General features: G+C 48.0%; 22 protein-coding genes and 1 riboswitch. Of the genes, 14 read left to right on the top strand and 8 right to left on the bottom strand.

Going from position 1 to position 22,273, the window contains the following annotated elements:
• From hxsC to ON16_RS07215, 13 genes are all read left to right on the top strand, one after another.
• The coding region (hxsC, locus tag ON16_RS07265) for a His-Xaa-Ser system radical SAM maturase HxsC (RefSeq protein ID WP_207643784.1) at positions 1 to 1,143 on the top strand (1,143 nt) is incomplete at its 5' end.
• 5 nt (positions 1,144 to 1,148) lie between these two features.
• The gene (gene hxsB, locus ON16_RS07260; protein ID WP_051131596.1) at positions 1,149 to 2,561 is read left to right on the top strand and encodes a His-Xaa-Ser system radical SAM maturase HxsB; all 1,413 of its coding nucleotides are present in this window, start codon (positions 1,149 to 1,151) and stop codon (positions 2,559 to 2,561) included.
• Complete coding sequence (locus tag ON16_RS15315; protein ID WP_081579617.1) at positions 2,545 to 3,441, top strand: MORN repeat-containing protein; 897 nt, start codon at positions 2,545 to 2,547, stop codon at positions 3,439 to 3,441. Before hxsB ends, ON16_RS15315 begins: the two co-directional genes overlap by 17 nt.
• A 2-nt stretch (positions 3,442 to 3,443) precedes the next feature.
• Positions 3,444 to 3,902, top strand: a complete 459-nt coding sequence (hxsA3, locus tag ON16_RS15985) for a His-Xaa-Ser repeat protein HxsA3 (protein WP_081579616.1) — start codon at positions 3,444 to 3,446, stop codon at positions 3,900 to 3,902.
• Between the two features lie 294 nt (positions 3,903 to 4,196).
• Positions 4,197 to 5,249 carry a DUF5050 domain-containing protein gene (locus ON16_RS07255; protein ID WP_040660725.1) on the top strand — a complete coding sequence of 351 codons (1,053 nt, stop codon included), beginning with the start codon at positions 4,197 to 4,199 and terminating at the stop codon, positions 5,247 to 5,249.
• Between the two features lie 218 nt (positions 5,250 to 5,467).
• The gene (locus ON16_RS07250; protein WP_040660722.1) at positions 5,468 to 6,337 is read left to right on the top strand and encodes a restriction endonuclease; all 870 of its coding nucleotides are present in this window, start codon (positions 5,468 to 5,470) and stop codon (positions 6,335 to 6,337) included.
• A 19-nt stretch (positions 6,338 to 6,356) separates the two neighbouring features.
• Positions 6,357 to 7,451: a hypothetical protein gene (locus ON16_RS07245; RefSeq protein WP_040660720.1), complete on the top strand. Its 1,095-nt coding sequence runs from the start codon at positions 6,357 to 6,359 to the stop codon at positions 7,449 to 7,451.
• A gap of 86 nt (positions 7,452 to 7,537) precedes the next feature.
• Entirely contained in the window at positions 7,538 to 8,416 is an 879-nt protein-coding gene (locus tag ON16_RS14990; RefSeq protein ID WP_051131595.1) for a hypothetical protein, read from the top strand.
• Between the two features lie 489 nt (positions 8,417 to 8,905).
• Complete coding sequence (locus tag ON16_RS07235) at positions 8,906 to 9,328, top strand: hypothetical protein (protein WP_040660718.1); 423 nt, start codon at positions 8,906 to 8,908, stop codon at positions 9,326 to 9,328.
• Between the two features lie 121 nt (positions 9,329 to 9,449).
• The gene (locus ON16_RS07230) at positions 9,450 to 10,349 is read left to right on the top strand and encodes a YifB family Mg chelatase-like AAA ATPase (protein WP_243441787.1); all 900 of its coding nucleotides are present in this window, start codon (positions 9,450 to 9,452) and stop codon (positions 10,347 to 10,349) included.
• Between the two features lie 243 nt (positions 10,350 to 10,592).
• Positions 10,593 to 11,777: a tRNA uracil 4-sulfurtransferase ThiI gene (gene thiI / locus ON16_RS07225; RefSeq protein WP_040661045.1), complete on the top strand. Its 1,185-nt coding sequence runs from the start codon at positions 10,593 to 10,595 to the stop codon at positions 11,775 to 11,777.
• The gene (locus tag ON16_RS07220; RefSeq protein WP_040660716.1) at positions 11,774 to 11,965 is read left to right on the top strand and encodes a hypothetical protein; all 192 of its coding nucleotides are present in this window, start codon (positions 11,774 to 11,776) and stop codon (positions 11,963 to 11,965) included. The genes thiI and ON16_RS07220 overlap by 4 nt, the downstream gene beginning before the upstream one ends.
• 225 nt (positions 11,966 to 12,190) lie before the next feature.
• Positions 12,191 to 13,459, top strand: a complete 1,269-nt coding sequence (locus ON16_RS07215) for a competence/damage-inducible protein A (protein ID WP_040660714.1) — start codon at positions 12,191 to 12,193, stop codon at positions 13,457 to 13,459.
• A 65-nt stretch (positions 13,460 to 13,524) separates the two neighbouring features.
• On the opposite strand, the gene ON16_RS07210 is transcribed toward ON16_RS07215, so the two are convergent.
• Positions 13,525 to 14,286: a ZIP family metal transporter gene (locus ON16_RS07210; RefSeq protein ID WP_193372952.1), complete on the bottom strand. Its 762-nt coding sequence runs from the start codon at positions 14,284 to 14,286 to the stop codon at positions 13,525 to 13,527.
• A gap of 206 nt (positions 14,287 to 14,492) precedes the next feature.
• Positions 14,493 to 14,593, top strand: a riboswitch (purine riboswitch).
• A gap of 53 nt (positions 14,594 to 14,646) precedes the next feature.
• On the opposite strand from ON16_RS07210, the gene ON16_RS07205 reads away from it, so the two are divergent.
• Positions 14,647 to 15,897 (top strand): amidohydrolase family protein, encoded by a 1,251-nt coding sequence (locus tag ON16_RS07205; RefSeq protein ID WP_051131619.1) that lies wholly within the window; start codon positions 14,647 to 14,649, stop codon positions 15,895 to 15,897.
• Between the two features lie 64 nt (positions 15,898 to 15,961).
• Here ON16_RS07205 and ON16_RS07200 read toward each other — a convergent pair whose 3' ends face one another.
• The 7 genes from ON16_RS07200 to ON16_RS07165 form a co-directional block, all read right to left on the bottom strand.
• Positions 15,962 to 16,435 carry a COG2426 family protein gene (locus ON16_RS07200; protein ID WP_040660712.1) on the bottom strand — a complete coding sequence of 158 codons (474 nt, stop codon included), beginning with the start codon at positions 16,433 to 16,435 and terminating at the stop codon, positions 15,962 to 15,964.
• Positions 16,436 to 16,508: 73 nt separating this feature from the next.
• A complete protein-coding gene (locus ON16_RS07195; RefSeq protein WP_040660710.1) occupies positions 16,509 to 17,315 on the bottom strand; it encodes a hypothetical protein in 807 nt (268 codons plus the stop codon).
• On the bottom strand, positions 17,309 to 18,004 hold the full coding sequence (locus ON16_RS07190; protein ID WP_040660708.1) for an ABC transporter ATP-binding protein: 696 nt from the start codon (positions 18,002 to 18,004) through the stop codon (positions 17,309 to 17,311). The genes ON16_RS07195 and ON16_RS07190 overlap by 7 nt, the downstream gene beginning before the upstream one ends.
• The gene (locus ON16_RS07185; protein ID WP_040660706.1) at positions 17,985 to 18,377 is read right to left on the bottom strand and encodes a GntR family transcriptional regulator; all 393 of its coding nucleotides are present in this window, start codon (positions 18,375 to 18,377) and stop codon (positions 17,985 to 17,987) included. Before ON16_RS07185 ends, ON16_RS07190 begins: the two co-directional genes overlap by 20 nt.
• Before the next feature lie 178 nt (positions 18,378 to 18,555).
• The gene (locus ON16_RS07180) at positions 18,556 to 19,401 is read right to left on the bottom strand and encodes an HAD-IIB family hydrolase (protein ID WP_040660704.1); all 846 of its coding nucleotides are present in this window, start codon (positions 19,399 to 19,401) and stop codon (positions 18,556 to 18,558) included.
• Between the two features lie 226 nt (positions 19,402 to 19,627).
• Positions 19,628 to 20,926, bottom strand: coding sequence for a PSP1 domain-containing protein (locus tag ON16_RS07170; RefSeq protein ID WP_040660699.1), 1,299 nt, complete (start codon positions 20,924 to 20,926; stop codon positions 19,628 to 19,630).
• Positions 20,923 to 21,789: a DNA polymerase III delta subunit-related protein gene (locus tag ON16_RS07165; protein WP_040660696.1), complete on the bottom strand. Its 867-nt coding sequence runs from the start codon at positions 21,787 to 21,789 to the stop codon at positions 20,923 to 20,925. Before ON16_RS07165 ends, ON16_RS07170 begins: the two co-directional genes overlap by 4 nt.
• Between the last annotated feature and the right edge of the window lie 484 nt (positions 21,790 to 22,273).

The raw sequence follows: 22,273 nt of genomic DNA, 5'->3' as shown, positions 1-22,273 counted from the left end.
TGTTATTTACACAGTTATGAAGGTGTTGATTATATGAAAAGATACGTAGAAGGTTATAACGACGATTATTATGTGTTTAAATTGGCTTACAGCGAAGAAGAACACTACAAATATATGCGGACTGGTTTTAATCATATTTATAAGGACCAAGATACATATAAGCTTTACACCTATGATGGGTATATTACACTTAACAAAAGTGTAAGTGAGTTATTTGAAAATTGCAATTCTGAAGATGTTTTTTCAATAGATAGCAAGGGTATCGTGTATGAGCAATACAATTCAAACTCCGATGATAATGCTCTTGTATTAACACTTCAATGTAATTCAAACTGTGTAATGTGTCCTTGCAGTGAAAACTCGAGAAAACACAGTCAGCTATGTAGTCTGACTGATTTAAAGGAACTATTGAGATATTTTCCTAAATCTCCAAGATATTTAACTATAACAGGTGGGGAGCCCAGCTTACTAAATGAAGATTTTTTCGGCTTGATGAGAGAATTGCAATATGGTTATGATGAAACTTATTTTTTGTTACTAACAAACGGAAGAGCCTGGGGAGATTATAGCTTTACGAAGCGATTTATGGAGTGTATACCTGATAATATTCGTATAGGTATTCCTATCTATGGATACTGTGAAGAAACTCACGACTCGATTACGCAGGCTCCGGGGAGTTTCAAACAAACGGTAATTGGTATCCATAATCTTTTACATTACAACGTAGAAGTTGAAATTCGAGTTGTATTGACAAAACACAATATCGACTATATTGAAAAAGTAGCGAGATATATTGCAAAGTATTTTCAAGGTGTTCACAGTGTGAATTTTATGGGATTAGAAATGCTAGGCAATGCTGCAAAAAATAAAGAAAAAGTTTGGTTGCCTTATGAGGAAATGTTTATTAAATCAGAAAAAGCAATAAGAATACTGATAGCAAATGGTATTGATGTTCAATTATTTAATCTACCTTTATGTGCTGTCAAAAAGGAATATTGGGGAATCTGTGCTAAAAGTATTTCTGATTATAAAGTAAGGTACAGCGAAGAGTGTCAAGATTGTGATGTAAAAGAAATTTGTGGTGGTGTCTTTGATAGCACAAAAAGGGTTGCAAATTTTAAAGGCACTCCTATAAAGAGGTGAATAAGTTGTTAAATTACTTTAATTTCAAGAAATTTGGTCGTTTATATTTAATTACCAACGATACAGGCAAGTATCAATTTATAACTGAAGATACGTTTAAATCTTTAATTCAAAAAAATGAGTTGCCAGAAGATGTTTATAATAAATTGAAAGAAAACTTCTTTATTTATGATGAGCATGATAGTGTTTTTACAGAAAAAATAAAATATTACATAAGAGATAACAAAAACTATCTCTTCAGTGCAACAGTTTTACACATATTTGTGTTAACCAATGTTTGCAATATGAGTTGTGTTTATTGTCAAGCAAAAGATGACATAAACATAGTCCATCATATGATGACAAATGAAATTGCCGAAAAAAGTGTTGATATTGCCTTGTCGTCTCCTTCACGCTATTTGACTTTTGAATTTCAGGGTGGTGAGCCTCTTGCAAACTTCGAGGTATTGAGACACATCGTTGAATATACAGAAGAACATAAGAAGGGTAAAATTATCAGCTTTAGTATTGTTACCAACTTATCTCTGCTGACAGAAGAAATTTTAGACTTTTTAATTGAACATAAAATAAACATCTCTACTTCGCTAGATGGTAATGAGATTTTACATAATAGTAACCGGTCTTTCCAAAATGGAGAAAGCACTTATGATGTTGTAATAGACCGAATTAAGACCATACAGGGTAGGGGCTATGAGGTTGGTGCAATTCAGACAACTACTCGTGAAAGCTTAAGATATGCAAAAGAAATCATAGATACTTATGTGAGTTGCAATCAGACTAGTATATTTGTGAGACCATTGACCCAATTGGGTACTGCTGAAAGAGTTTGGGATAAGGTTGGATATACTGCTTCTGAATTTCTAGAGTTTTATGAAACCTGTTTAAGATATATTATAAGACTTAATCAAGAAGGCATTGATATTTGTGAAAGACATGCAGTAATTTTTTTGAAAAAAATCTTGGACGGTTACTCAGAAAACTATATGGAACTACGTTCTCCCTGTGGAGCTTCAATAGGACAAATTGCTTATTTTTATGATGGTGCTATATTTACCTGTGACGAGGGTCGGATGTTATACGAGATGGGTAATGATGCCTTTAAATTGGGTAATGTATTTGAGAGCAGCTATGATGATTTAGTACAGTCTTCGACTTGTAAGGCTGTATGTGTAGCATCTTTGCTGGAAGGGCAACTAAATTGCTGTGATTGTGTCTACCAACCCTATTGTGGGACATGCCCTGTAATAAACTTGGCACAAGAAAATGATTTGTTTTTTAGAAATACACAATCGTTTAGATGTCAAATTTATGGCGGTATGTTAGATATCATCTTCTCAATATTGCAAGATAACAAACTAGAAGAAATGAAGGTTTTTAATAAATGGTTAGGAGTGGAATGTGATGAACAAAAAGAGTAGGTTTATAAATATATTAAAGGTTATAGGAGCTATATTTATATTTGTTATTGTAGTTTCTATTTTAGGCACTATGAACACACCTACTCTAGATGTGTTAAATGCTGATGCCGTTTCTACAAGATATTTAGAGTTGCCCTCTGGCCAATATGCTGGTGATACAGCGCTTGGTGATATAACGGGTAAGGGGTCATTCTATTTCGATACAGGTGAAGTTTATCAAGGCTCTTGGAATTCTAACGAAATATCGGGTGCCGGAAAATTAACATATACAACAGGAGTTTATGAAGGTGACTTTTCCGATTCAGCAAGAAGTGGGCAAGGTACGTTTACTTGGCCCGATGGTTCAACATACACGGGCAGTTGGGTCAGTGATAAGCTTTCAGGCGAGGGCAAATTAAGTTCAAATACCATAATTTATAGTGGAACCTTTGAAGATAACGAATTCACAAATGGCAATATTACGCTCACAAACGAAACGGGTACATATAAATTATCAGTTGAAAATGCAGTATTGACAAAAAATATAGAAATTACTTTTGCTACAGGGACTATTTATACGGGTGAATACTTGAACACTGCAATATCAGGTTCAGGAACAATGACTTTTCCAAGTATAGGCAACTATGTTGGTTCCTTTTCAAATGGCAAGAGAGATGGTCAAGGAACGTTTACATGGGAAGATGGCACAAGTTATGTTGGTACTTGGACAGAAGATTCTATGAATGGTGAGGGTACTTATAATTTTGATAGCTCAACCTATATCAAAGGAACTTTTATAAACGGCACATTAAATGGAACATATACCTACCATAATTCAGATGGGGATTACACAACGAAATGGACAAATGGTAGATGCACTAGCATTGAAAGGAGCAATTAAACATGAGCGAAAAGTTATTGCCTAAGATAATAAAATCAATTGAAGACTTTTTGTATGAAGAAGAAGGTAATATTACAAGAAATAAAGTTCTGACCATAGGGTCTATGATGCTCATAATGGGGGTTATTTTAGGAACGGATGCTTTTGCGGCTCATAGGTCGCACAGTTCCCATAAGTCACATAGCTCTCATAGCTCTCATAGCTCAGGTTCAGGTGGACATTCCTCTCATGAATCTCATGTTTCACATACTTCTCATGTTTCAAGTTCGGGAGGGTCTCATAGTTCCCATAGTAGTGCTACACAGAACGTACAGCCTGCACACTCCAACGTTGTACCTGTTGACCCCATGCCGTCTATGTCGGGTATTGGTATTAAGACACCTCCAGCGAGTGATGCTATGACCATGGCAGACAATATTGCTACAAGTTTTACTCTTCCAGATACGCCCAAAATAAAGTGAAATTTTAAGACTTAGTAATCACCTGAAAATGGTTGTTGTAAGTAACAAAGGAGATGAATGTAATGCAAAAGGAATATACTACTGAGATTTCCAGTATTCAGGACAAATCATTGGAAATAAAACAAGCAAAAAGGTGATTGCTTCTAAAAAAACTTACTTTTATGGGGTTGGTGATTATTTTACTAACTATTATAAATTCTTTTGAATTATTAAGTTCGGGGGGCTCTGCAGCATTAACATTAGCATCCACAATACTAATAATAGTCTGCTTTATTATAGTTTAAGGAGGACAAAATGGCTACAGGACAAAATCTTGATGAACATATAGAAGCGCAAGAAATAGCTTATCTAAAGAAAAATGAAAAATTAGAAAGCAGAAAAGCAAACTTCAAGAAAAGAAATATAGTTTTTGGTGGCATTTTTTTAGCACTAATCGTTGTTATATTTGCTCTTGACCTTGGAGATAAAAACGATTCTTATAATAGCTTTAAGGATGTAAATATAACGGATACGGAAAAAATTACGGAAATAGCAAACTCCTCAGAATTGTTAGGATATGCTGATTTATATTCAAAATATGAAAATGCTTATTTAGGAAACAGGGGCTTTCATTCTTTGAATTATGGGCTTTTGGCTGAAAACCAATATGGTTATACATGTTTGAACGAAAATAATCAGACCGTATTAAATGCTAATGGTAAAGAAACCATTGTTAACACAGAGCCAATTTCTCAAGTGAACATAGCTAATAACAAGGTTATTTATCGTGGTGCTGATAGAAAGCTGTATTCAAGTAATTATGACGGAACTGAAAAGGCAAATATAGTAAACGATAATGTGGGTACTGTTCTTCTGGTGGGTAAAGATATTTACTATGTTAATTATTCAAAAGGCAATAATCTATATAAATACAGCTTGGAGGGACAAGAACCTGCTTTGGTACTTGAAGCTAATATAAAAACCTTCACGATTGTAGCAGATACAATATTGTATCTGGATTATAGCAATAATCTTTATTTAACTTCTTTTCAGGGTGTTAACAAGTGGACCTTAGCTAACGTAAATAAGTTTTATTTTAATGGTAGAGTATATGTACAGAATAACGATAAGGTGATTTCCTTTAATTTAAATAAACATTATCCAAAGGACGTTATATCTGGCATAACAGAATTACTTGGTGTAGATGAAGAAAATCTTTACTATTCAATAGAAGATAAGGTCTATGCTCATAATCTAAGCACAGGCAAGACACTAGAACTTCCGTATGCATTTGATTATTATAAAGGGGTTTATAACATAAACGGAGAAGATATTGCTATAGGGGGTAAAGTACATGAGGATTATTAATTAGTGTTAAGCTCCGTTGTATTGGCACTTTACTGTAAACTGTGACTTGGGGTTTTGTGGTATGGCATTTAGATGATGCGTCAAAAAAGCCTACCGAAATACATTTCTAAATCTCTATAGAGTGAAGTAAAAAGAAGAATAAAGTTTTAACTAAGTATGATATAGAGCCTTTTATATTTTAAGTATAAAGAAAAAAACAAGGGAGAGGGTGAATAACATTGGCAAAACTAAATTTTGTAGAAAAAGACTGTTTTGAAAGATTATTTGGTATGAGTTCAGGGTATGTTTTGGATTTTTCTAACCGCACTTTTCAAGAATTTGTTTATGAAATACTATCTTTTGATATTTATGTAAAGTATCCAAACCTTTCAAAAGCGAAGATACTTAGAGCAATTATTGCTGAGTATGATAATGTTTCTGTAGGGAAATTGCTTTTAGAGTTAATGAGATATATGCAGGCAAAGGGCATGGTTAATGACGAAGATAGAGAAGTGTTCAAACAATGTGCTGACATAGGCAATAGGCTTATAGGTAGGCTAGGCTCTTACAAGCACAAGGCTCCTGAAAATAAAAAATCAGAACCTATAACAGATTTTATAGATTATGATAAGTATATTAAAGAATTGCAATCCCTTTCTGACTTTGACGAAAGCCCTCAATCAAGGGGATTCGCCTTTGAAAAGTATTTAAAAGAATTCTTTGAACTTAATGGACTGCAGCCACGAGGTAGTTTCAAAATTGAAGGCGAACAAATCGATGGTAGCTTTATTCTACATAATGAAGTTTATCTCTTGGAAGCAAAATGGACAAGCAAGCCTATAGACAAAGGGAATCTTGTAATTTTTAATGAAAAGGTGTCCTCCAAATCCGGATTTACTCGTGGCTTGTTTATTAGTTATTCAGGGTATTCCGAAGAAGCTTTAAATACTTTTGCCTCAGGGAGAACAGTTAATGTTGTGTTAATGACTGTTCAGGAACTAGCTATAGCATTATCACAAAAGAAAGACTTCAAAGAATTTCTTTGGGCAAAAGTTCGTGCCTTGGCTGAAGAAGGGAATTTTAATAAATCAATCTTTGAAATTAAATAAAAATGGATAGGAGAAAAATATGGATAATAATTACACATTATACTATCCTACTATTGAATTTAGTAGTCACCAATGGCTATGGTCTGCGGCTTTATTATGGGACAAAATATATAGAATTGTACCAAACGATTATTCGCCACAAGACACTAGAAATGTAAAAGAACTCATTGATAATGGAGGCTTTATTCGAGATATTGACCCAAGTAAGTATTCTTCTGAAGCAAGTGAAGAATTTATAAAAGGGTGTAAAAAAGAAACTTGGTGGGCAGCTGCACTAGATGAGTCCAACTATAAAAAAGAAGAATATATTAGAATGCATAAAGATAAGGCTGATGTAAAACTACGTGAAATTATATTAGCAAAAAACTCAAAAGAAAAAAATTGGCTTAATGTACCACATGATATGGCTTCTATATATATGTTGTTTTTAGCAAATCACATTGCAAAAAAGAATAATATATCGCTCTCTACTGACTATGCCGAAGCATGGTGTGGCTCAAATTTCTTTCAGCATGATGGGAATATATCTGATTATGAAGAACAATCTCAAACTCAATTAGCTTGTATAACTATTAACAGATTTTTACCAATTAGTATAACAGATATTTTTCCTAAAGAATTGATACGAATTAGAGATACAAAAAAAACCGAACGACAACGTTTTTTTACAAGCATAAAAGAATTAGCCACAAAAATATCTACATGTGAAGATGAAACAATTATACGGGATATTATTGAAGATTACTTTAAAGAGATTGAAGAATCTATTAAAGAGTATAAAAAAAGTATGAGTGATATTAAGACGTTAGGTTGGATGGGAGTAAAAAGTCTTATGGTTCCGGCAACACTTCCGGTTATGCAATCATTTTTTAATATGCCTGATGACACATTAAAAAAACTAGGTGCATTAGGTCTTGGAATAGGGGTAGTTGGTGCTTTTTGGGAAAGCCGTAGCAAAATAAATAAATTAAAGGAAAACTTTGAATACGATTATTTACTTGAATTAAGTCAACACACATCACGACTTTATTCAGGGGAGGTATTTCACAATAATCTACATACTGGGTATCAAATGTATTTAATGGACAACCTTAATCATTTTTTAAGGGATTAAATGTTTATTTGCTTATTAGAAGTGCACTTGGAGAGCCATTATCTTGTCATACAAAAGAAGCTTACTAAAACTGGAGGTGACGTATTATGTCAGATAAACAATGTGCTTTATGCAGAGAAACCGTTGAAGTCTTAGAATTAAGTCACATAGTACCCAAATTTGTAGTTCGCTATTTAAAGAAGACATCAGTGAGTGCAATAAGGAGTTTAGATAACCCTGACAGAGTAGTTCAAGATAGTGAAAAGCATTATTTACTATGTGGCAAATGTGAGGATTTATTTAGTACATATGAAACTAAATTTGCAAATACCTTTTTTCATCCATATATGTCTGGTGGAAAAAAAGAATTTCAATACGATAAAGACATTTATTATTTTCTAACTTCTCTCAGTTGGAGAAGCTTATATTTGGATATATTGGACTTTGTACAACACTCCAAAGAAGTAGATATTGATGTAGAAACATTAGAGTGTCTTATTGATAGAGAAGGAAGAATGAGGCGGTATCTTTTAAAAGAAGAAGAGAAAGTTGAAGGTATAGAGCACCACATTTTCTTTTTCGAGGATATACAATCTATAATGCAAGAGCTGGTTGACACGAGGCCTCATGCCACAATGCATAGAAGTATTGGAAGTTACACTTTTTTTAACAAAGAATTAAAAACCTATGCGACAATTACTAATATGATGGGTATAGTTTTATTTACATTATATAGCAAGGGCGATAGGGAGATATTAGTTAACACGGAGATAACAAATGGAGAAGGTGTAATAAAGGCTTCAAATCAAAAACTTGCAGGTGCATGTGGGAACGAACTGCTTGATATGTTAAAGAATGCAAAAGAATTAGCATCTAAAATAAGTGATAAACAAAGAAACGTGATAAATGAGCGAGTAGAATCTAGAATGGAAGAGTTCCAAAGTTCAAAAATGTTTGAGGACTTGTCAAAAGACTTTAACCTGTAAGCTCACAGAATATTTTATTGCTTCAAATTTTCATTAGTTTGTGCTATAGTATGGTTGGCAAAAAAATTTTTCTAATTTCAGATTTTTACTATAAGGGGGTGTCTATAATGGCACTCTTCTTACGTATAAGCAAACACTAAAAACCGCATAAATACAAAGCAAAACAGAACCATGAGGTTGCTACCTAACATAAGCATGAAATTTAGTTCACGGATTGGCAAAATTCATGCTGGCAAAACAGCGAAAAACCTTGAAATATCAAGGTTTTTGAGGATAGCCTGTTAAGAGGCAAAATGTATGGCGCATGTTAATCAAGAATTATAGAGAACCAAAAATCTGAGATTTGAAAAAAATACAGACTTTTTAATACTGAATTAATATGCAAATTTGCACCTGAAACTGGTACTTTCAGATGAACCTGAAGTAAGATTATTTAGTCGCTGTTTGGGAATAACCTGTAGAGAACTAAATCTACAAGTGAGGGTTATTATGAGCAAACAGCAATTTTACTTGGTGTGCTGCAGAAGTCCGAATTTTTATCCAAAAACACCAGAGTTCAGACATTTTATTACTACTAACAAAGAGTTTATTGAGTTTTATCAGGGCGCTTTTGATTTGATTAAGAATCAAGGGGAAAGAACCTTCCACAATTATGTTCTTATGGCGGACCCAGTTATTGTGCATACAACAACTGCTCATAATGAGTCAGATGTGATTAAGGGAAAACAACGTCTTATAACTACAAATAGTGGGAAAGTCAAGATTGGATACACCAAAATTAAAGAAGACAGGATTTATGTAGAGGTGGATGGTTGGTACTATCGTGGGTATAAAGTGACTTTTCATGACCTTTGCCTTGTTAATGCTATGGATTTTACACCTCTGGATAAATCAAAAGGCGTTGTGCTATAGTATGGTTGGCGAAAAAATTTTCTAATTTCAGATTTTTGCTATAAGGGGGTGTCTATAATGGCACTCTTCTTACGTATAAGCAAACACTAAAAACCGCATAAATACAAAGCAAAACAGAACCATGAGGTTGCTACCTAACATACTGTTGATCGGCTCCCCCGGCTCCGGAAAATCCATGCTGGCAAAACGCCTGCCCTCCATTCTGCCGGATATGACCCGGCGCGAGGCGCTGGCCGTCTCCGGCATCTGGTCCGTAGCGGGACTGACGGACCCAAAGCATCCCCTTCTGCTGCGCCGTCCCTTCCGCTCCCCGCACCACACGGCCTCCGCCGTGGCGCTCAGCGGCGGCGGACCGTATCTCAGGCCCGGCGAGATGTCGCTGGCCCACAACGGCGTGCTGTTTCTCGACGAGCTGCCCGAGTTCCACCGAGACGTGCTGGAGGCCATGCGCCAGCCCTTAGAGGATGGAGAGGTCACTGTTTCCCGCGCAGGCGGGACGCTGCGTCTGCCCGCCCGGTTTCAGCTCATCTGCGCCATGAATCCCTGCCGCTGCGGCTGGAGGGGACACCCTTCGGGCCGGTGTACCTGCTCCGACCGGGATGTGGAGCGATACGTAGAAAAAATTTCCGGTCCCCTGCTGGACCGGATTGATCTGCATGTGAACGTCCCCTCCGTGGAATACGAAGCGCTGCGGCGCAAGCACACGGCGGAGGATTCCGCCGCCGTGCGCCAGCGGGTGGAGACGGCCCGCAAGCTCCAGCTGGCCCGCTTTGGGGGCGGCGACATATCCTGCAACGCCCAGATGCCCCCCGCCATGCTTGCGGACACCTGCTCTCTGGACGCGGCTGGAGACGCGCTGATGAAATCCGCTTTTGAGCGGATGGGCCTCACCGCCCGGTCCCATGACCGGGTGCTTCGGGTGGCCCGGACCATCGCGGATTTGGAGGGCGCGGAGCGCATTGAAGCTCCCCATCTGGCAGAGGCTATCCAATACCGGAACACGGAAATTTTAAAGGGCTAAACAGCCCTCCGGGGTGTGCTCCCACATGGGATTGCAGGGTTCCACCCTTAAAATCCCGCCGCCCAGTATCTTTTGCCGCCGCAGGCGACACGCAACGTGTAACCGAATGGAGGCAAAAGAATCTGCAATGCTTTTGTACGGAGTTTGGCTCTTCCCACGGAATACTGCCGCTATTTTTTCTGCATCAGAAAAAGCATTTGTCCTGCGGCGGAGCCGCAAAATTCAACCGGAGGTTTTTATGATATGGCAAACGAACGCCAAGAAATTTTTCTGCTAAAATTGGGTGAGGTGGTTTTGAAAGGTCTGAACCGCCGGGTCTTTGAGGACAAGCTGGTCAGCAACGTCTGCCGCCGGGTCAAGCACTGCGGCAGCTTCAACGTGTATCTCCGCCAGAGTACTATTTATGTGGAGCCGCAGAACGCGGAGTGCGACATGTCCGGGGCGCTGACCGCCTGCCGTCAGGTATTCGGCGTAGTGTCCGTGGCTCGGGCGGTACCCTGTGAAAAAGACGTGGACGCCATTGCCGAGACGGCGGCGGTATACCTGAAAGACGAATTTGCGGCCGCAAAGACCTTTAAGGTGGAGTCTAAGCGGGCGGACAAGCTGTTCCACCTGAACTCCATTCAGATTTCTCAGGCCGTGGGCGGTCTTTTGGGCGAGCGGTTTCCCGACGTGGGTGTGGACGTCCACAAGCCGGATTTGACGGTCTACGTGGAGATTCGCGAAAAGGCCGCCTACGTTCACGCACCCGCAGCCCCCGGCGCGGGCGGTCTGCCCATCGGCATGGGTGGCACGGCGGTAAGTCTGCTGTCCGGCGGCATTGATTCTCCAGTATCCTCTTGGATGATGGCCCGGCGGGGCGTTCAGCTGGAGATGGTCCACTTTGTCTCCCCTCCCTATACCTCCCAGCAGGCGCTGGACAAAGTGCTGGAGCTGGCAAAATTGCTGACGGTGTGGTGCGGACGGACCACCGTTCACGTCATTCCCTTTACCAAAATTCAGGAGGAAATCCGAAAAAACTGTCCGGAGGAGTATTTCACCCTCATTATGCGCCGGTTTATGATGCGTCTTGCCCAGAACGTGGCAAAGAACGTCCACGCAGGCGCGCTGGTCACCGGCGAATCGCTGGGTCAGGTAGCCAGCCAGACGCTGCCCGCCCTGAACGTGACGGAGGACGTGACGAGCCTTCCGGTTCTGCGGCCCCTGATTGGCATGGACAAGGTAGAGATCATCCGCATTTCCCGGGAAATCGGCTGTTTTGAAACATCCATTCTCCCCTATGAGGACTGCTGCACCGTCTTTACGCCCCGCCACCCCTGCACCCGGCCCAAGCTGGAGGACGTGCGGGCGGCGGAGGCCGTACTGGACGTGGAGGCTCTGATGAACGAGGCCATGGCGGGCCGGGAACGGATTCGGGTGAAGCCGTGAAAAAATCCACCGTGCAGCTGGGAGCCGCTGTGTTCTGGTTTGTGGCAGCGGCGGGATGGCTGATTATAGCGGCGCTGAACCGCTTTGAGGTTCTCTATCTCGCCGCGTCGGGGCTGAGCGTTCTGGCGGGCGGCACGACGCTCTTTGCCCGCCGACAGAACCAGCGCCGGAATTCCAAATCAAAGTAAAGAGGGGCTTTTCAATGGCGCACACCGCTGAAATCATCGCCGTGGGGACGGAACTGCTCCTCGGCAACATCGCCAACGTCCCACCCGGCCTTTGAGCCGGGCGGGAGCCCTCTTCTTTTCAGCATCCTCGGGCGGAGTGAATCCGCCCTGCGGAAATACTTCGCTGACACGCGTATTTGCGGCGGCACTCGCCGCCGATTGGTGTTGGCGACAGGAGGCCAAACAATGGCGCACACCGCTGAAATCATCGCCGTGGGGACGGAACTGCTCCTCGGCAACATTGCCAACACCAACGCACAAATGCTGTCCCAAAGCCTGTCGGGCCTTGGGGTCAACGTCTTTTGGCACACGGTGGTGGGAGACAATCCCCTGCGGCTTCGGGAGGCTCTGGAAACCGCCCGGAGGCGGGCGGACATCCTTCTCACCATCGGCGGTCTGGGGCCGACCTATGACGACCTGACCAAGCAGACCATCTGCGAAGTCTTTGGTCAAAAGCTGGTGCTGCATTCGGATATTGCCGAGGACATTCGCGCGTTTTATGAATCCGCGCTTCACGTTCCCATGCCGAAGAACAATTTGCAGCAGGCGGAACTGCCTCAGGGCTGCACCGTATTCGATAACCCCGTCGGTACCGCGCCGGGCTGCGCCTTTGAAGCAGAGGGCATTCATGTGCTGATGCTGCCCGGCCCGCCCTTTGAGTGCGAGACGATGCTCCGCCGCCACGTGGAGCCGTATCTCCGGGCGCTTTCTAAGGAGGTTATCGTCTCTCACGATATTATGGTCTTTGGGATGGGAGAGTCCTCTGTGGATCAGCTGCTTCACGATAAAATGACCCATATGGAAAATCCAACGCTTGCCACCTACGCCAAACCCGCTGAGGTGCGTCTGCGCGCCACGGCAAAGGCCGATTCGTCTGAGATGGCGCAAGCCATGCTGGAACCGGTTGTGGCGGATGTAAAGGCGGCGCTGGGCGACGTGGCCTACGGCGTGGACGTTTCCTCGCTGGAAGAAGTCTGCAAGCAGCTTTTGCTGGAAAAGGGACTGAGCCTCGCCACGGCGGAATCCTGCACCGGCGGAACCATCGCCCAGCGGCTCACCGCATTGCCGGGGGTGTCCGCCGTATACCGGGGCGGTGTCGTGTCCTATTGGACCAGTGTTAAGGCGGACGTTTTGGGTGTGCCGCAGGCGATTTTAGCGGAATACGGCGCGGTGTCCGAGCCAACGGCCCGGGCCATGGCGGAGGGGGTCTGCCGCGTCACGGGCGCGGAGATCGGCGTGTCCGTCACCGGTGTGGCGGGGCCGGACAGCGACGAGCGGGGCAATCCCGTTGGCCTTGTGTATCTGGGGCTTCACACCCCCGACGGCACCTTTTGCCGGAGACTGGATCTGGGCCAGCGGCGGCGGGACCGCATTCGCAATGTGTCGGCCAACACAGCGCTGGACATCGTGCGGCGGTATCTGGCGGGTCTTCCGCTGGAACCGGCTCACTCATAACAAGAACCCCGGCGGGCTTTTCCCGCTGGGTTTTTGTATTTGCTCAGTGTGTTGAAATCCCGCCATCAACCCAGCGCCACATCCAGCACCATCATGATGAGAAAGCCCACCACAAATCCACAGGTTCCGGCCCGGCTGTGGGCCTGCGGAACCAGCTCCTCCACCACCACATACAGCATGGCTCCGGCGGCAAAACTCAGCAGCCACGGCATCAAGGGCCGAACACCCGCTGCCACCAGCACCACCAAAACGCCGAAGATCGGCTCTACGATGCCGGACAGTGTGCCGCCCACAAAGGCTCTCAGCCGCGTCCACCCCTGTTGGCGCAAGGGCAGGGCAATGGCCGCTCCCTCAGGAAAGTTCTGAATCCCGATGCCGATGGCCAGCGCCGCCGCTCCCGCCGCGCTCTCTCCGTGTGCTGCAAGGGCAAATGCAAGGCCCACCGCCATTCCTTCCGGGACGTTATGTAATGTGATGGCCGTCACCAACAGCGTGGTTTGTTTCCAGCCCGCGTCGGCAATCTCCCGCTCCCGGCGGAGTTTTGGAAGCAGCGCGTCCAAAGCCGCCAGAAATACCACGCCCAGCAGCATTCCCCCCGCCGCCGGAACCCAGCCCGGAATCGCCCATGCCGACGCCTGTTCAATGGCGGGCAGCAGCAAGCTCCAAACCGACGCCGCCGTCATCACGCCGGCGGCAAACCCAAGCAGAACCCGCTGAACCCGTTCCTGCGGTGTTCCCCGAAAGAAAAACACCGTGGCGGCCCCCAGCATGGTCATGGTAAAGGTAAATCCCGTGCCGGCCGCCGCCCACAAAAGTGCCTGTATCATCCGAATCATACCTTTCACGGCGTCTTCGCGGGTTTGCCGGGGAAAGGTCGGCTCTGCCCGCGGGACACCCAATAAAGTGCGGTATGCGGGCAATGCCCTGCCCGCGCCTTTCCGCTCTGGACGGAACACCGCCCATACGTCAGTATAAGCAGGACGGTTGACAGGGGTGAGGGGCTTGCAATCCAATGGGAACTATGCTATTCTGAAAATCAGGTAAATAAAAGACTCATATAATTTCGCTGGAAACGGTGCGAAAGTTTCTACGGGGCCGCCGAAAGGTCCTGCTATGGGTGTCCGCAGCGCAGTGACGCAGGCGGGCGCTCTTTTTTGTACCGTACTTTTTTGAAAGGAAGCGATTTTGTGACTACGATCTTAAAGGGCGTTCTCGTCTCCGCTCCTTCCCTGGGAGAATTGGAAATCCATGCCCCCGGATACCTTGTGTTGGAGGACGGCGTGGTTTCTGAAGTGCTTGACGTGCTCCCCCAGCGGTACGCCGGGGTTTTGGTGGAGGATTTTGGAAACCGCCTGATCACCCAGTCTTTTACCGATCTTCATCTCCATGCGCCCCAGTATCCCATGCTGGGCACGGGGCTGGATTTGCCGTTGCTGGACTGGCTGAACGCCTACGCCTTTCCAACGGAGGCCCGTTTTGCCGACGAGGGCTATGCCCGGGAAATGTATTGCAAGCTGGCATCAGAGCTGATCCGAAACGGCACCACCCGCGTTTGCATGTTCTCCTCCCTGCACCGCAAAGCCACGCTGATTTTAATGGAAGAACTGGAAAAGGCCGGGCTGACCGGGTTTGTGGGCAAGGTGAACATGGACCGAAACGGCGGGAAAAACTTGCAGGAGACGACAGAAGAATCCATGCAGGAAACGCTCCGCTGGCTGGAGGAATGTCAGGATTTCCCTCATATCAAACCCGTTTTGACGCCCCGGTTTACCCCCTCCTGTTCCGACGAGCTGATGGCGTTTCTGGGAAAACTGGCAGTGGAGCGCGGTCTTCCCGTCCAGTCCCATCTGTCCGAGAACACAGCGGAACTGGAACTGGTTCGTCAGCTTCACCCGAACTGCGCCCAATATTGGGAAACCTATGCCAAATACGGCCTTTGGACGGAGCAGACCGCCATGGCCCACTGCGTCTGGTCCGACGAGCGGGAGCGCGCCGCTATGCGCAAGGCGGGCGTCACCGCCGTCCACTGTGCGGACTCCAATCTGAACCTCTGTTCCGGCGTGTCTCCGGTGCGGGCGCTGTTAAACGAGGGGGTCAAGGTGGCGCTGGGCAGCGACGTGGCGGGTGGAGATACTCTGTCCATGTTCGATGTGGTCGCCTCCACCATCCGCGCCTCCAAGGCCCGGCGGATTCTGGACGACTGGAAAACCGATTTTCTCACCAGCGCCGAGGGCTGGTATCTGGGAACCTCCGCCGGAGCGGCATTTTTTGGCGCAAAGCCGGGCTTTGCCATTGGCGAACCACTGCACGCACTGGTGCTGGATGACGGAGCGCTGCCCCCGCTCTCCACACCGGAAGAGCGGCTGAGCCGCTTTATCACCCGCCGACAGGATGGCGCGGTCCGCGCGGTCTGGAGCGATGGACGGCGGGTTCTGTAAAAAAAGAGAACTGCGAAAAAAAAGAGCGGCGGCGAGGCAAATGCCTCGCCGCCGCTCCCGTTTCTCAGGAAAAAAGATGCACCACGCCGCCGGTAATCAAGCTCGTCAGCACTCCCGCGATTAAAACGCCCACCGTGATGGCGGGCAGGGCGGCCTTCATTCGGATATCCAGCAGTGTCGCCACCAGCGCACCAGTCCAAGCACCGGTCCCCGGCAGGGGAATTGCCACCAGCAGAATAAGGCCGGGCAGGCGATATTTCGTGACAATGCGGCCCTTTAAATGGGCGCGGCGCTCCAGTGCCGCAATTTTCGGCCCCCACCATGCACCCCGGCGCAGCCACGCAAAAACCTGCCGCACCAGCAGCATGATTACCGGCACCGGCAGCAGATTACCCACCACCGCCAGCCAATAGGCCGTCCACAGCGGCAACCCAGCCGCCACGCCATAGGGGATGGCGCCCCGCAGTTCCACCACCGGCGCCATCGCCATCAAAAAAGTCAGCAGCGCCCGTCCTGCCATTGTCTCTAAAATCGCCATGGAAGCTCCTTTCCTATATGAGCCGGGACAGCGGAGCGGGAAAATTCCCGCTCCGCTTTTAATTTTGCGCTACTTATTGCAGATTCAGCCGTTTTTTCAGCATGGTGGAGGTAATAAAATAGTAAATCACACCGGTCACCAGAGAAATGACGATGGAAATGCCCATCATCTGGTGGAAAGACTCCATTCCATCCAAATAGTAGAAGGACTCCCACAGCCCGTTGCTATTTAAAATCAGACCGCCCGCCAACTGCATTACAAATTGGAATCCGAAGAAGAACACTACGCTCAGCGCCATCTTATGGTTGGCAAAACTATGTCCCACCGCCATGGCTGCATAAAATTCCAGACACAGCACCGCGCAGCCCACCAAGCACAGCACAATCAGCTCCAGCGCCATGACCGGCAGATTCAAACCGTACTCCTGAACCAATTCCTGTATCACCTGAGAAACCCGGAAGAAAAAGTCGGAGCTGAAAATCTCCTGAATCAAATCCAAATCAGCCGCGCAAATTAACAGCGCCGCACACTCCACAATTCCCGTGGCAATGAACCAAACGGTGGAGACGATAATTTTCGACCAAACGAGCTGGTGGCTGGAGGCGGGCAGGGTAAACATCACATAGCCCTCGTCTCCCATCAGGTTGGTGCGGAACCGGTTTACCATCAGCACGATGGACATGATGATTAGTCCGGTCATACCGATGACAAAGGCCATCATCAGAAGCCCCCCCAGCAAATTGGGGATAAACGAATCCGCATCCAGCATAAACCGGATGGACAGGTTGGCGCCCAGCGCCAGCACCAGAATTACGAGAAACAGCGGACCCATTACCCGCGCCGTGGCACGGAATTCGTGCTTTAATAACTTTCTCAACATTTGAATACCTCCCGGAACAATGCGTCCACACTCATACCCTTTTCCTCCCGAATCTGATCCACGGAGGATTGCAGCACAATCTGTCCCTGATTGATGAAAATGATCTCGTCCAGCACCTGCTCCACATCCGCGATCAGGTGGGTGGAGATGATGACGGCAGCCTCGGGGTCATAGTTGTTGATGATGGTGTTCAGGATGTAATCCCGGGTGGCCGGGTCCACGCCGCCAATCGGTTCATCCAGCAGGTATAGTTTCGCCGCCCGGCTCATCACCATGATGAGCTGCACCTTTTCCCGCGTTCCTTTGCTCATCTGCTTGATGGTCTGATCCATGCGGATGTTGAGATGCTGAAGCATCTCCTCCGCCCGTTCCCGACGAAAATCGGCGTAAAAGTCCTGATAAAAATCCAACAGCTTTCGGGTACTCATCCACAGAGGAACGCAGGTGCGCTCCGGGAGATAAGACACCACGCTGTGGGTTTCCTTTCCGGGTTTTTTCCCATCCACCAAAATCTCGCCCGAAGTTGGCGTCAGCAAGCCGTTTGCCAGCTTGATGAGCGTGGTCTTGCCGCTGCCGTTGGGACCCAGCAGTCCCACGATATGCCCCGACTCCACCGTCAGATTCACACCGTCCAGAGCCGCAGCTTTTCCGTAGCTTTTCACCAGCTCCTTACATTCCAAAATCGCCATTTCTCAGTTCCTCCCCCACATTTTCCTGACGCACCAGCGCCACGATCTCTTCCTTGTCATAGCCCAGACGAACCATTGCCGTCAGGAAATTCCGAATCTGACTCTCCGCCAGATTCTGCTTCGCCGCTCCAATCATGTCTCTGTCCTCCGTCACAAATCTGCCCGCGGTTCGCTGGCTATATACCAGGCCGTCCCGCTCCAGCTCCGTCAGCGCCCGCTGCATGGTGTTGGGATTCACTCCGGCCTCCACAGCCAGATCCCGCACCGACGGAAGCCGCTCTCCCGGCGGGAACGCACCGGATACGATGCCCACCGTGACCTGCTCAATTAGCTGAGAGTAGATGGGGGCGTCGTTTGAAAACTGCCATTTCATGTTGTGCACCTCCTACGTTGTGCCGTTGTCTTAAGCAAGTAATACAATAACACAATTCTGGGATTTGTCAAGTAGTTTTATGGAATTTAAAAAATTTTTTTGCGCAGTCTTACCGCCGGTGTCATCATCCAAAAAGAACGCGGCCCCCCATAGCAAGCAGGGAGCCGCGCTTTCTTTTTTAAGAATACCGTTTCTCCAGCGCGGCGATTACCTCCGCCAACGCGTCGCCGTGGGCGTCGCAGACGATCTGCACTCCGCTCTGCCGTACAGAAAGCGCGCAGTTGGCCGGGGCAAAGCCCACGGCGGACATCTCCAGCATAGACAGGTCGTTTCCCTCGTCGCCCACCGCGTAAGTATTCTCCGGCGCGACGCCAAGGCGCTGGGCCAGCTTGCGGAGCATCCCGCCCTTGCTGGCGCCTTTGGCGGTCAACTCCAACAGGGTTTTTCCGGAGTAAATCAGCTCGTAATCCTTCGCCCAACCGCAGTTGCGGATGAACTGCTCCACCTGCTCAAGATCCTCCCGCTCCGCTTCAAACAGCAGCTTTCCAAGAGGCAGGGGTACGTCCAGCAGGCTGGCTTTTTCCTCTACTCCAACGCCGGTGAGATGCTCGTGGGCGCGGATGCTGTCGTTGATCTGCACCGCGTGGATCACGTTTTCCACGTGATACGCCTCCACGCCCACCTGCGAAAACGCATCCAGCACCTGCTGTCCCCGCTCCCGGCTCTTTTCTGACAACAGCGCCGTCTCCAGATACTCGCCTTTGGCAAAGTCGTAAATCGCCGCGCCGTTGCAGATGACGCAGGGCGCGTTCGTGGGAATCATGTCTGCAAGCTTTTCAAAGGCAGGGAGAGCACGCCCGGTGGCCACGGTGAAATAACCACCCTGTTCCATAAAAAACTCCAGCGCCGCCCGGTTCCCCGCTGACAGCGGCGGAATGGGCTTTCCCGTCCGCAAAGCATCCTCCGTATAGATCAGGGTGTTGTCAAAATCACTGGCCAGCAGTACGCCGTCAAATTTTCCCATAAAGCTCTCCTTTTATAAATGAGTAAACCAATATCCCCGGTTAGGGGCATAAATTTATGTCTCTGTTCTCAGCAAAAAACAGGGAGAGGGAAACTCCCTCTCCCTGTTTTTGACTTTCACCAATCGCCGCGTGTTTTCATTTCCCCCGGACATCACCAAAGGGTACTTTCGCAAAACCAACAGCGGGGAACCTGCTTTTTTTCCATCCGTATGCGCGGAAAGAGATTTATTCCGCAGGCGTTCCGCCGCTTCCGGCGTTTCCACCGCCGCCGCCTCTGCGGCGGCCACCCCGGTGATGGGGCCTGCGGGAAGGCTGCCCACCCTCGTTCTTTTCCTGCCGGGGCTTTTCCACGGCGGGCTTATCACCTTTGGGGAGCTGGGGTTTGGATTGAGGCTTGGCGGAAGGCTTGGGCTTTCCGGCGCGGGGCGTCTGGCCGGGCTTGGCCACAGGGGCCGTGCCCTCCGGTTTTTTCTCGCCCTGCCCACTTCCGCTCCGCCCGCCGCCTCGGCCGCCCCGGTGACGGCGGCGGGAAGATCCTCGGCGCTCTCCATCCTCCGGCGGGGCAATGCGCTCCCGACTGGGCAGTTCATCCAACTTTCCAATGGACATCAGCGGCTCAGAGGACATAAACTGCAATTCTTCCTCTTCTTCCCGTTCCTCTACATAGCGCTCGGGCCGCTCCCGGGGAATCTCAATCCCCTCCCGGCTGCCCTTGCCGTTGCGCAGGATGCGGATCTCGCAATTGCGGTACACCTTCTGAGGCTCCGGTGCGGAGTCCAGACTCACTTTCACCGTCTCCCGCAGGAGGTTGACGCTTCTCACGTTGCCGGGACCGTCCGGTGTCTGGACGAAGGACTCGCTTTTCGGCATCCGCTTTGTCGCGTCCTCATAGGCATTTTGCTCATATTTCAGGCAGCACATCAGCCGCCCGCAGGTGCCGGAAATCTTTGTGGGGTTCAGGCTAAGGTTCTGGGTCTTGGCCATTTTGATGGACACGGGCAAAAATCCGTCCAAAAACTGGGAGCAGCAAAAGGGCCGTCCGCAGATGCCAAGGCCGCCGATCATTTTTGCCTCGTCCCGCACACCGATCTGGCGCAGCTCGATCCGGGCGCGGAACACGCCCGCCAAGTCTCGAACCAGCTCACGGAAATCCACCCGCCCGTCGGCGGTGAAATAGAAAATGATCTTGGTGCCTTCAAAGCTGCAGGAGACGTTCACCAGCTTCATCTCCAGCCCGTGGTCGGCAATCTTCTTCTCGCAGACGTCAAAGGCCTCGCTCTCCCGCTTGCGGTTGTACTCCACGGTGCGCTTGTCATTTTCCGTGGCCATGCGGACCACATTGCTCAGGGGGCGGACAATGGCGGAATCCTCCACCTCGTGGTTGCCCTCCGTACAGGTGGCAAACTCGGGGCCTTGCGCAGTCTCCACGATCACTTGGTCCCCCATCTTGATCTCCAGATCTCCGGGGTCAAAATAGTAGTTTTTGCAGCCGCCACGAAAGCGGACGCTGATTACTTCGGTCAAAGGATACCCTCCAATTCCACAGCCAGAGCGCCCAGAACATGGTTTACCCCCACGTTATATGCGCATTCCCGGCAATATGTCTGTAACAATTCTATTGTGTGCATGATTTGCTGCTTTGTCAAGTTTTTTGCAAGGAATCGCGCGGTTTTTTCGGTGTTTCCCGGTGTTCCCTGCCCGTAAATGGTCAAAAGCGCCTCTGTGAAGATACCGTGGGCCTGCTCCAAAAGCGTCTGGAGGGTCTCCCGATCCGTCTTCTTGCGTTCCAGCTCCACCAAAAGTTCTGTGACCGCGCCGCGCTTTTTCTCTCCCACCGCGCGGCACAGAGCCTCTGCCGACGCGAGCTGTTCGTCCGCATCCCCGCCCTGTTCGGCGGGGCGCAGCTTCAGCTCCACGCACCGGGAACGCAGCGTTTGCAGCACCGCCGCGGAGTTTTCCGCGCAGAAGAGAAACGCCGCGTAGGGCGGCCCCTCTTCCACGATCTTTAAAAGCACATTCTGGTCCTGCTCCGTTAAAAGTGCGCAATTTTCAAAAATATAGACCTTCCGCAATCCCTCGTTGGGGCGGATATAGGCGTCCGACCGGACGGCGCGCACCACGTCCACCGCGATATTCTTGTGCTCCGGGTCCTGAACAGTCATCACATCGGGGTGAATGTTTTCCAGAACCTTGCGGCACGCGGCGCACACACCACAGGGCTTTCCGCGCTCCGCTGTGCATTCCATGGCGGCGGCGGCAAATCGGGCAGCGGCAATGCGGTCGCCCGGGCCGGTGAACAGCAGCGCATGGGCCAAAGAGCCGCGCTCCGCCGCGGCACGAATACGGGACTCCACAGCGGTATTTTCCTTTTCCTTCAGTGCCGCCATTCCGACCCCTTTCTTCGCCCCATTTCATGGGGCGAGTTTCATTTTGCGCGAAATCTAAGTAATTGTACCACGGTTTTTTGAAAAATGGAATTCCGAATTTTAACCATTGCGCCGAAGGAACTCAGTAGACCTGCTTTATTTTCCCGTTTTCCATTTTACTTTTGGAGACAAGGTGATTATTCCCACTCCGGCTTTTCGTTTATACGAGTCCGCTACGCAGCTGTCGCTGATCTAAAAAAGGTCCGGATTGAATGAGAGCGATTATAAAAAATAGCGTTTCACGCTATTTTTCACGGCATATGGCCCCTCTGGGGCCATGCTTGCGATTCTAGCCGCGCCGCAGAGCGGCGCATGGCGTTTTTTATTGCTTTGCTATAAAAAATCTGCTGCCGGATACTTCATCCGGCAGTAACGGACGCGCTGCGGCGGCAATATCCCCGGGAATTCAGACTAAATTTTTTCCATAAATTATGTATAAAATTCC

Origin of the sequence: Oscillibacter ruminantium GH1, assembly GCF_000307265.1 — a bacterium.
Taxonomy (GTDB): Bacteria; Bacillota; Clostridia; order Oscillospirales; family Oscillospiraceae; genus Oscillibacter; species Oscillibacter ruminantium.
Note: the sequence above shows the minus strand (reverse complement) of the source record. Positions and strands in the feature narration are given on the sequence as shown.

What these genes read in the sequence shown, in the direction of transcription:
- ON16_RS15315 (WP_081579617.1), top strand. Translation starts at nt 2,545, where the DNA reads ATGAACAAAAAGAGTAGGTTTATAAATATATTAAAGGTTATAGGAGCT.
- hxsA3 (WP_081579616.1), top strand. Translation starts at nt 3,444, where the DNA reads ATGAGCGAAAAGTTATTGCCTAAGATAATAAAATCAATTGAAGACTTT.
- ON16_RS07255 (WP_040660725.1), top strand. Translation starts at nt 4,197, where the DNA reads ATGGCTACAGGACAAAATCTTGATGAACATATAGAAGCGCAAGAAATA.
- ON16_RS07245 (WP_040660720.1), top strand. Translation starts at nt 6,357, where the DNA reads ATGGATAATAATTACACATTATACTATCCTACTATTGAATTTAGTAGT.
- ON16_RS14990 (WP_051131595.1), top strand. Translation starts at nt 7,538, where the DNA reads ATGTCAGATAAACAATGTGCTTTATGCAGAGAAACCGTTGAAGTCTTA.
- ON16_RS07235 (WP_040660718.1), top strand. Translation starts at nt 8,906, where the DNA reads ATGAGCAAACAGCAATTTTACTTGGTGTGCTGCAGAAGTCCGAATTTT.
- ON16_RS07230 (WP_243441787.1), top strand. Translation starts at nt 9,450, where the DNA reads ATGAGGTTGCTACCTAACATACTGTTGATCGGCTCCCCCGGCTCCGGA.
- thiI (WP_040661045.1), top strand. Translation starts at nt 10,593, where the DNA reads ATGGCAAACGAACGCCAAGAAATTTTTCTGCTAAAATTGGGTGAGGTG.
- ON16_RS07215 (WP_040660714.1), top strand. Translation starts at nt 12,191, where the DNA reads ATGGCGCACACCGCTGAAATCATCGCCGTGGGGACGGAACTGCTCCTC.
- ON16_RS07210 (WP_193372952.1), bottom strand. Translation starts at nt 14,286, where the DNA reads ATGATACAGGCACTTTTGTGGGCGGCGGCCGGCACGGGATTTACCTTT.
- ON16_RS07200 (WP_040660712.1), bottom strand. Translation starts at nt 16,435, where the DNA reads ATGGCGATTTTAGAGACAATGGCAGGACGGGCGCTGCTGACTTTTTTG.
- ON16_RS07195 (WP_040660710.1), bottom strand. Translation starts at nt 17,315, where the DNA reads ATGTTGAGAAAGTTATTAAAGCACGAATTCCGTGCCACGGCGCGGGTA.
- ON16_RS07190 (WP_040660708.1), bottom strand. Translation starts at nt 18,004, where the DNA reads ATGGCGATTTTGGAATGTAAGGAGCTGGTGAAAAGCTACGGAAAAGCT.
- ON16_RS07185 (WP_040660706.1), bottom strand. Translation starts at nt 18,377, where the DNA reads ATGAAATGGCAGTTTTCAAACGACGCCCCCATCTACTCTCAGCTAATT.
- ON16_RS07180 (WP_040660704.1), bottom strand. Translation starts at nt 19,401, where the DNA reads ATGGGAAAATTTGACGGCGTACTGCTGGCCAGTGATTTTGACAACACC.
- ON16_RS07165 (WP_040660696.1), bottom strand. Translation starts at nt 21,789, where the DNA reads ATGGCGGCACTGAAGGAAAAGGAAAATACCGCTGTGGAGTCCCGTATT.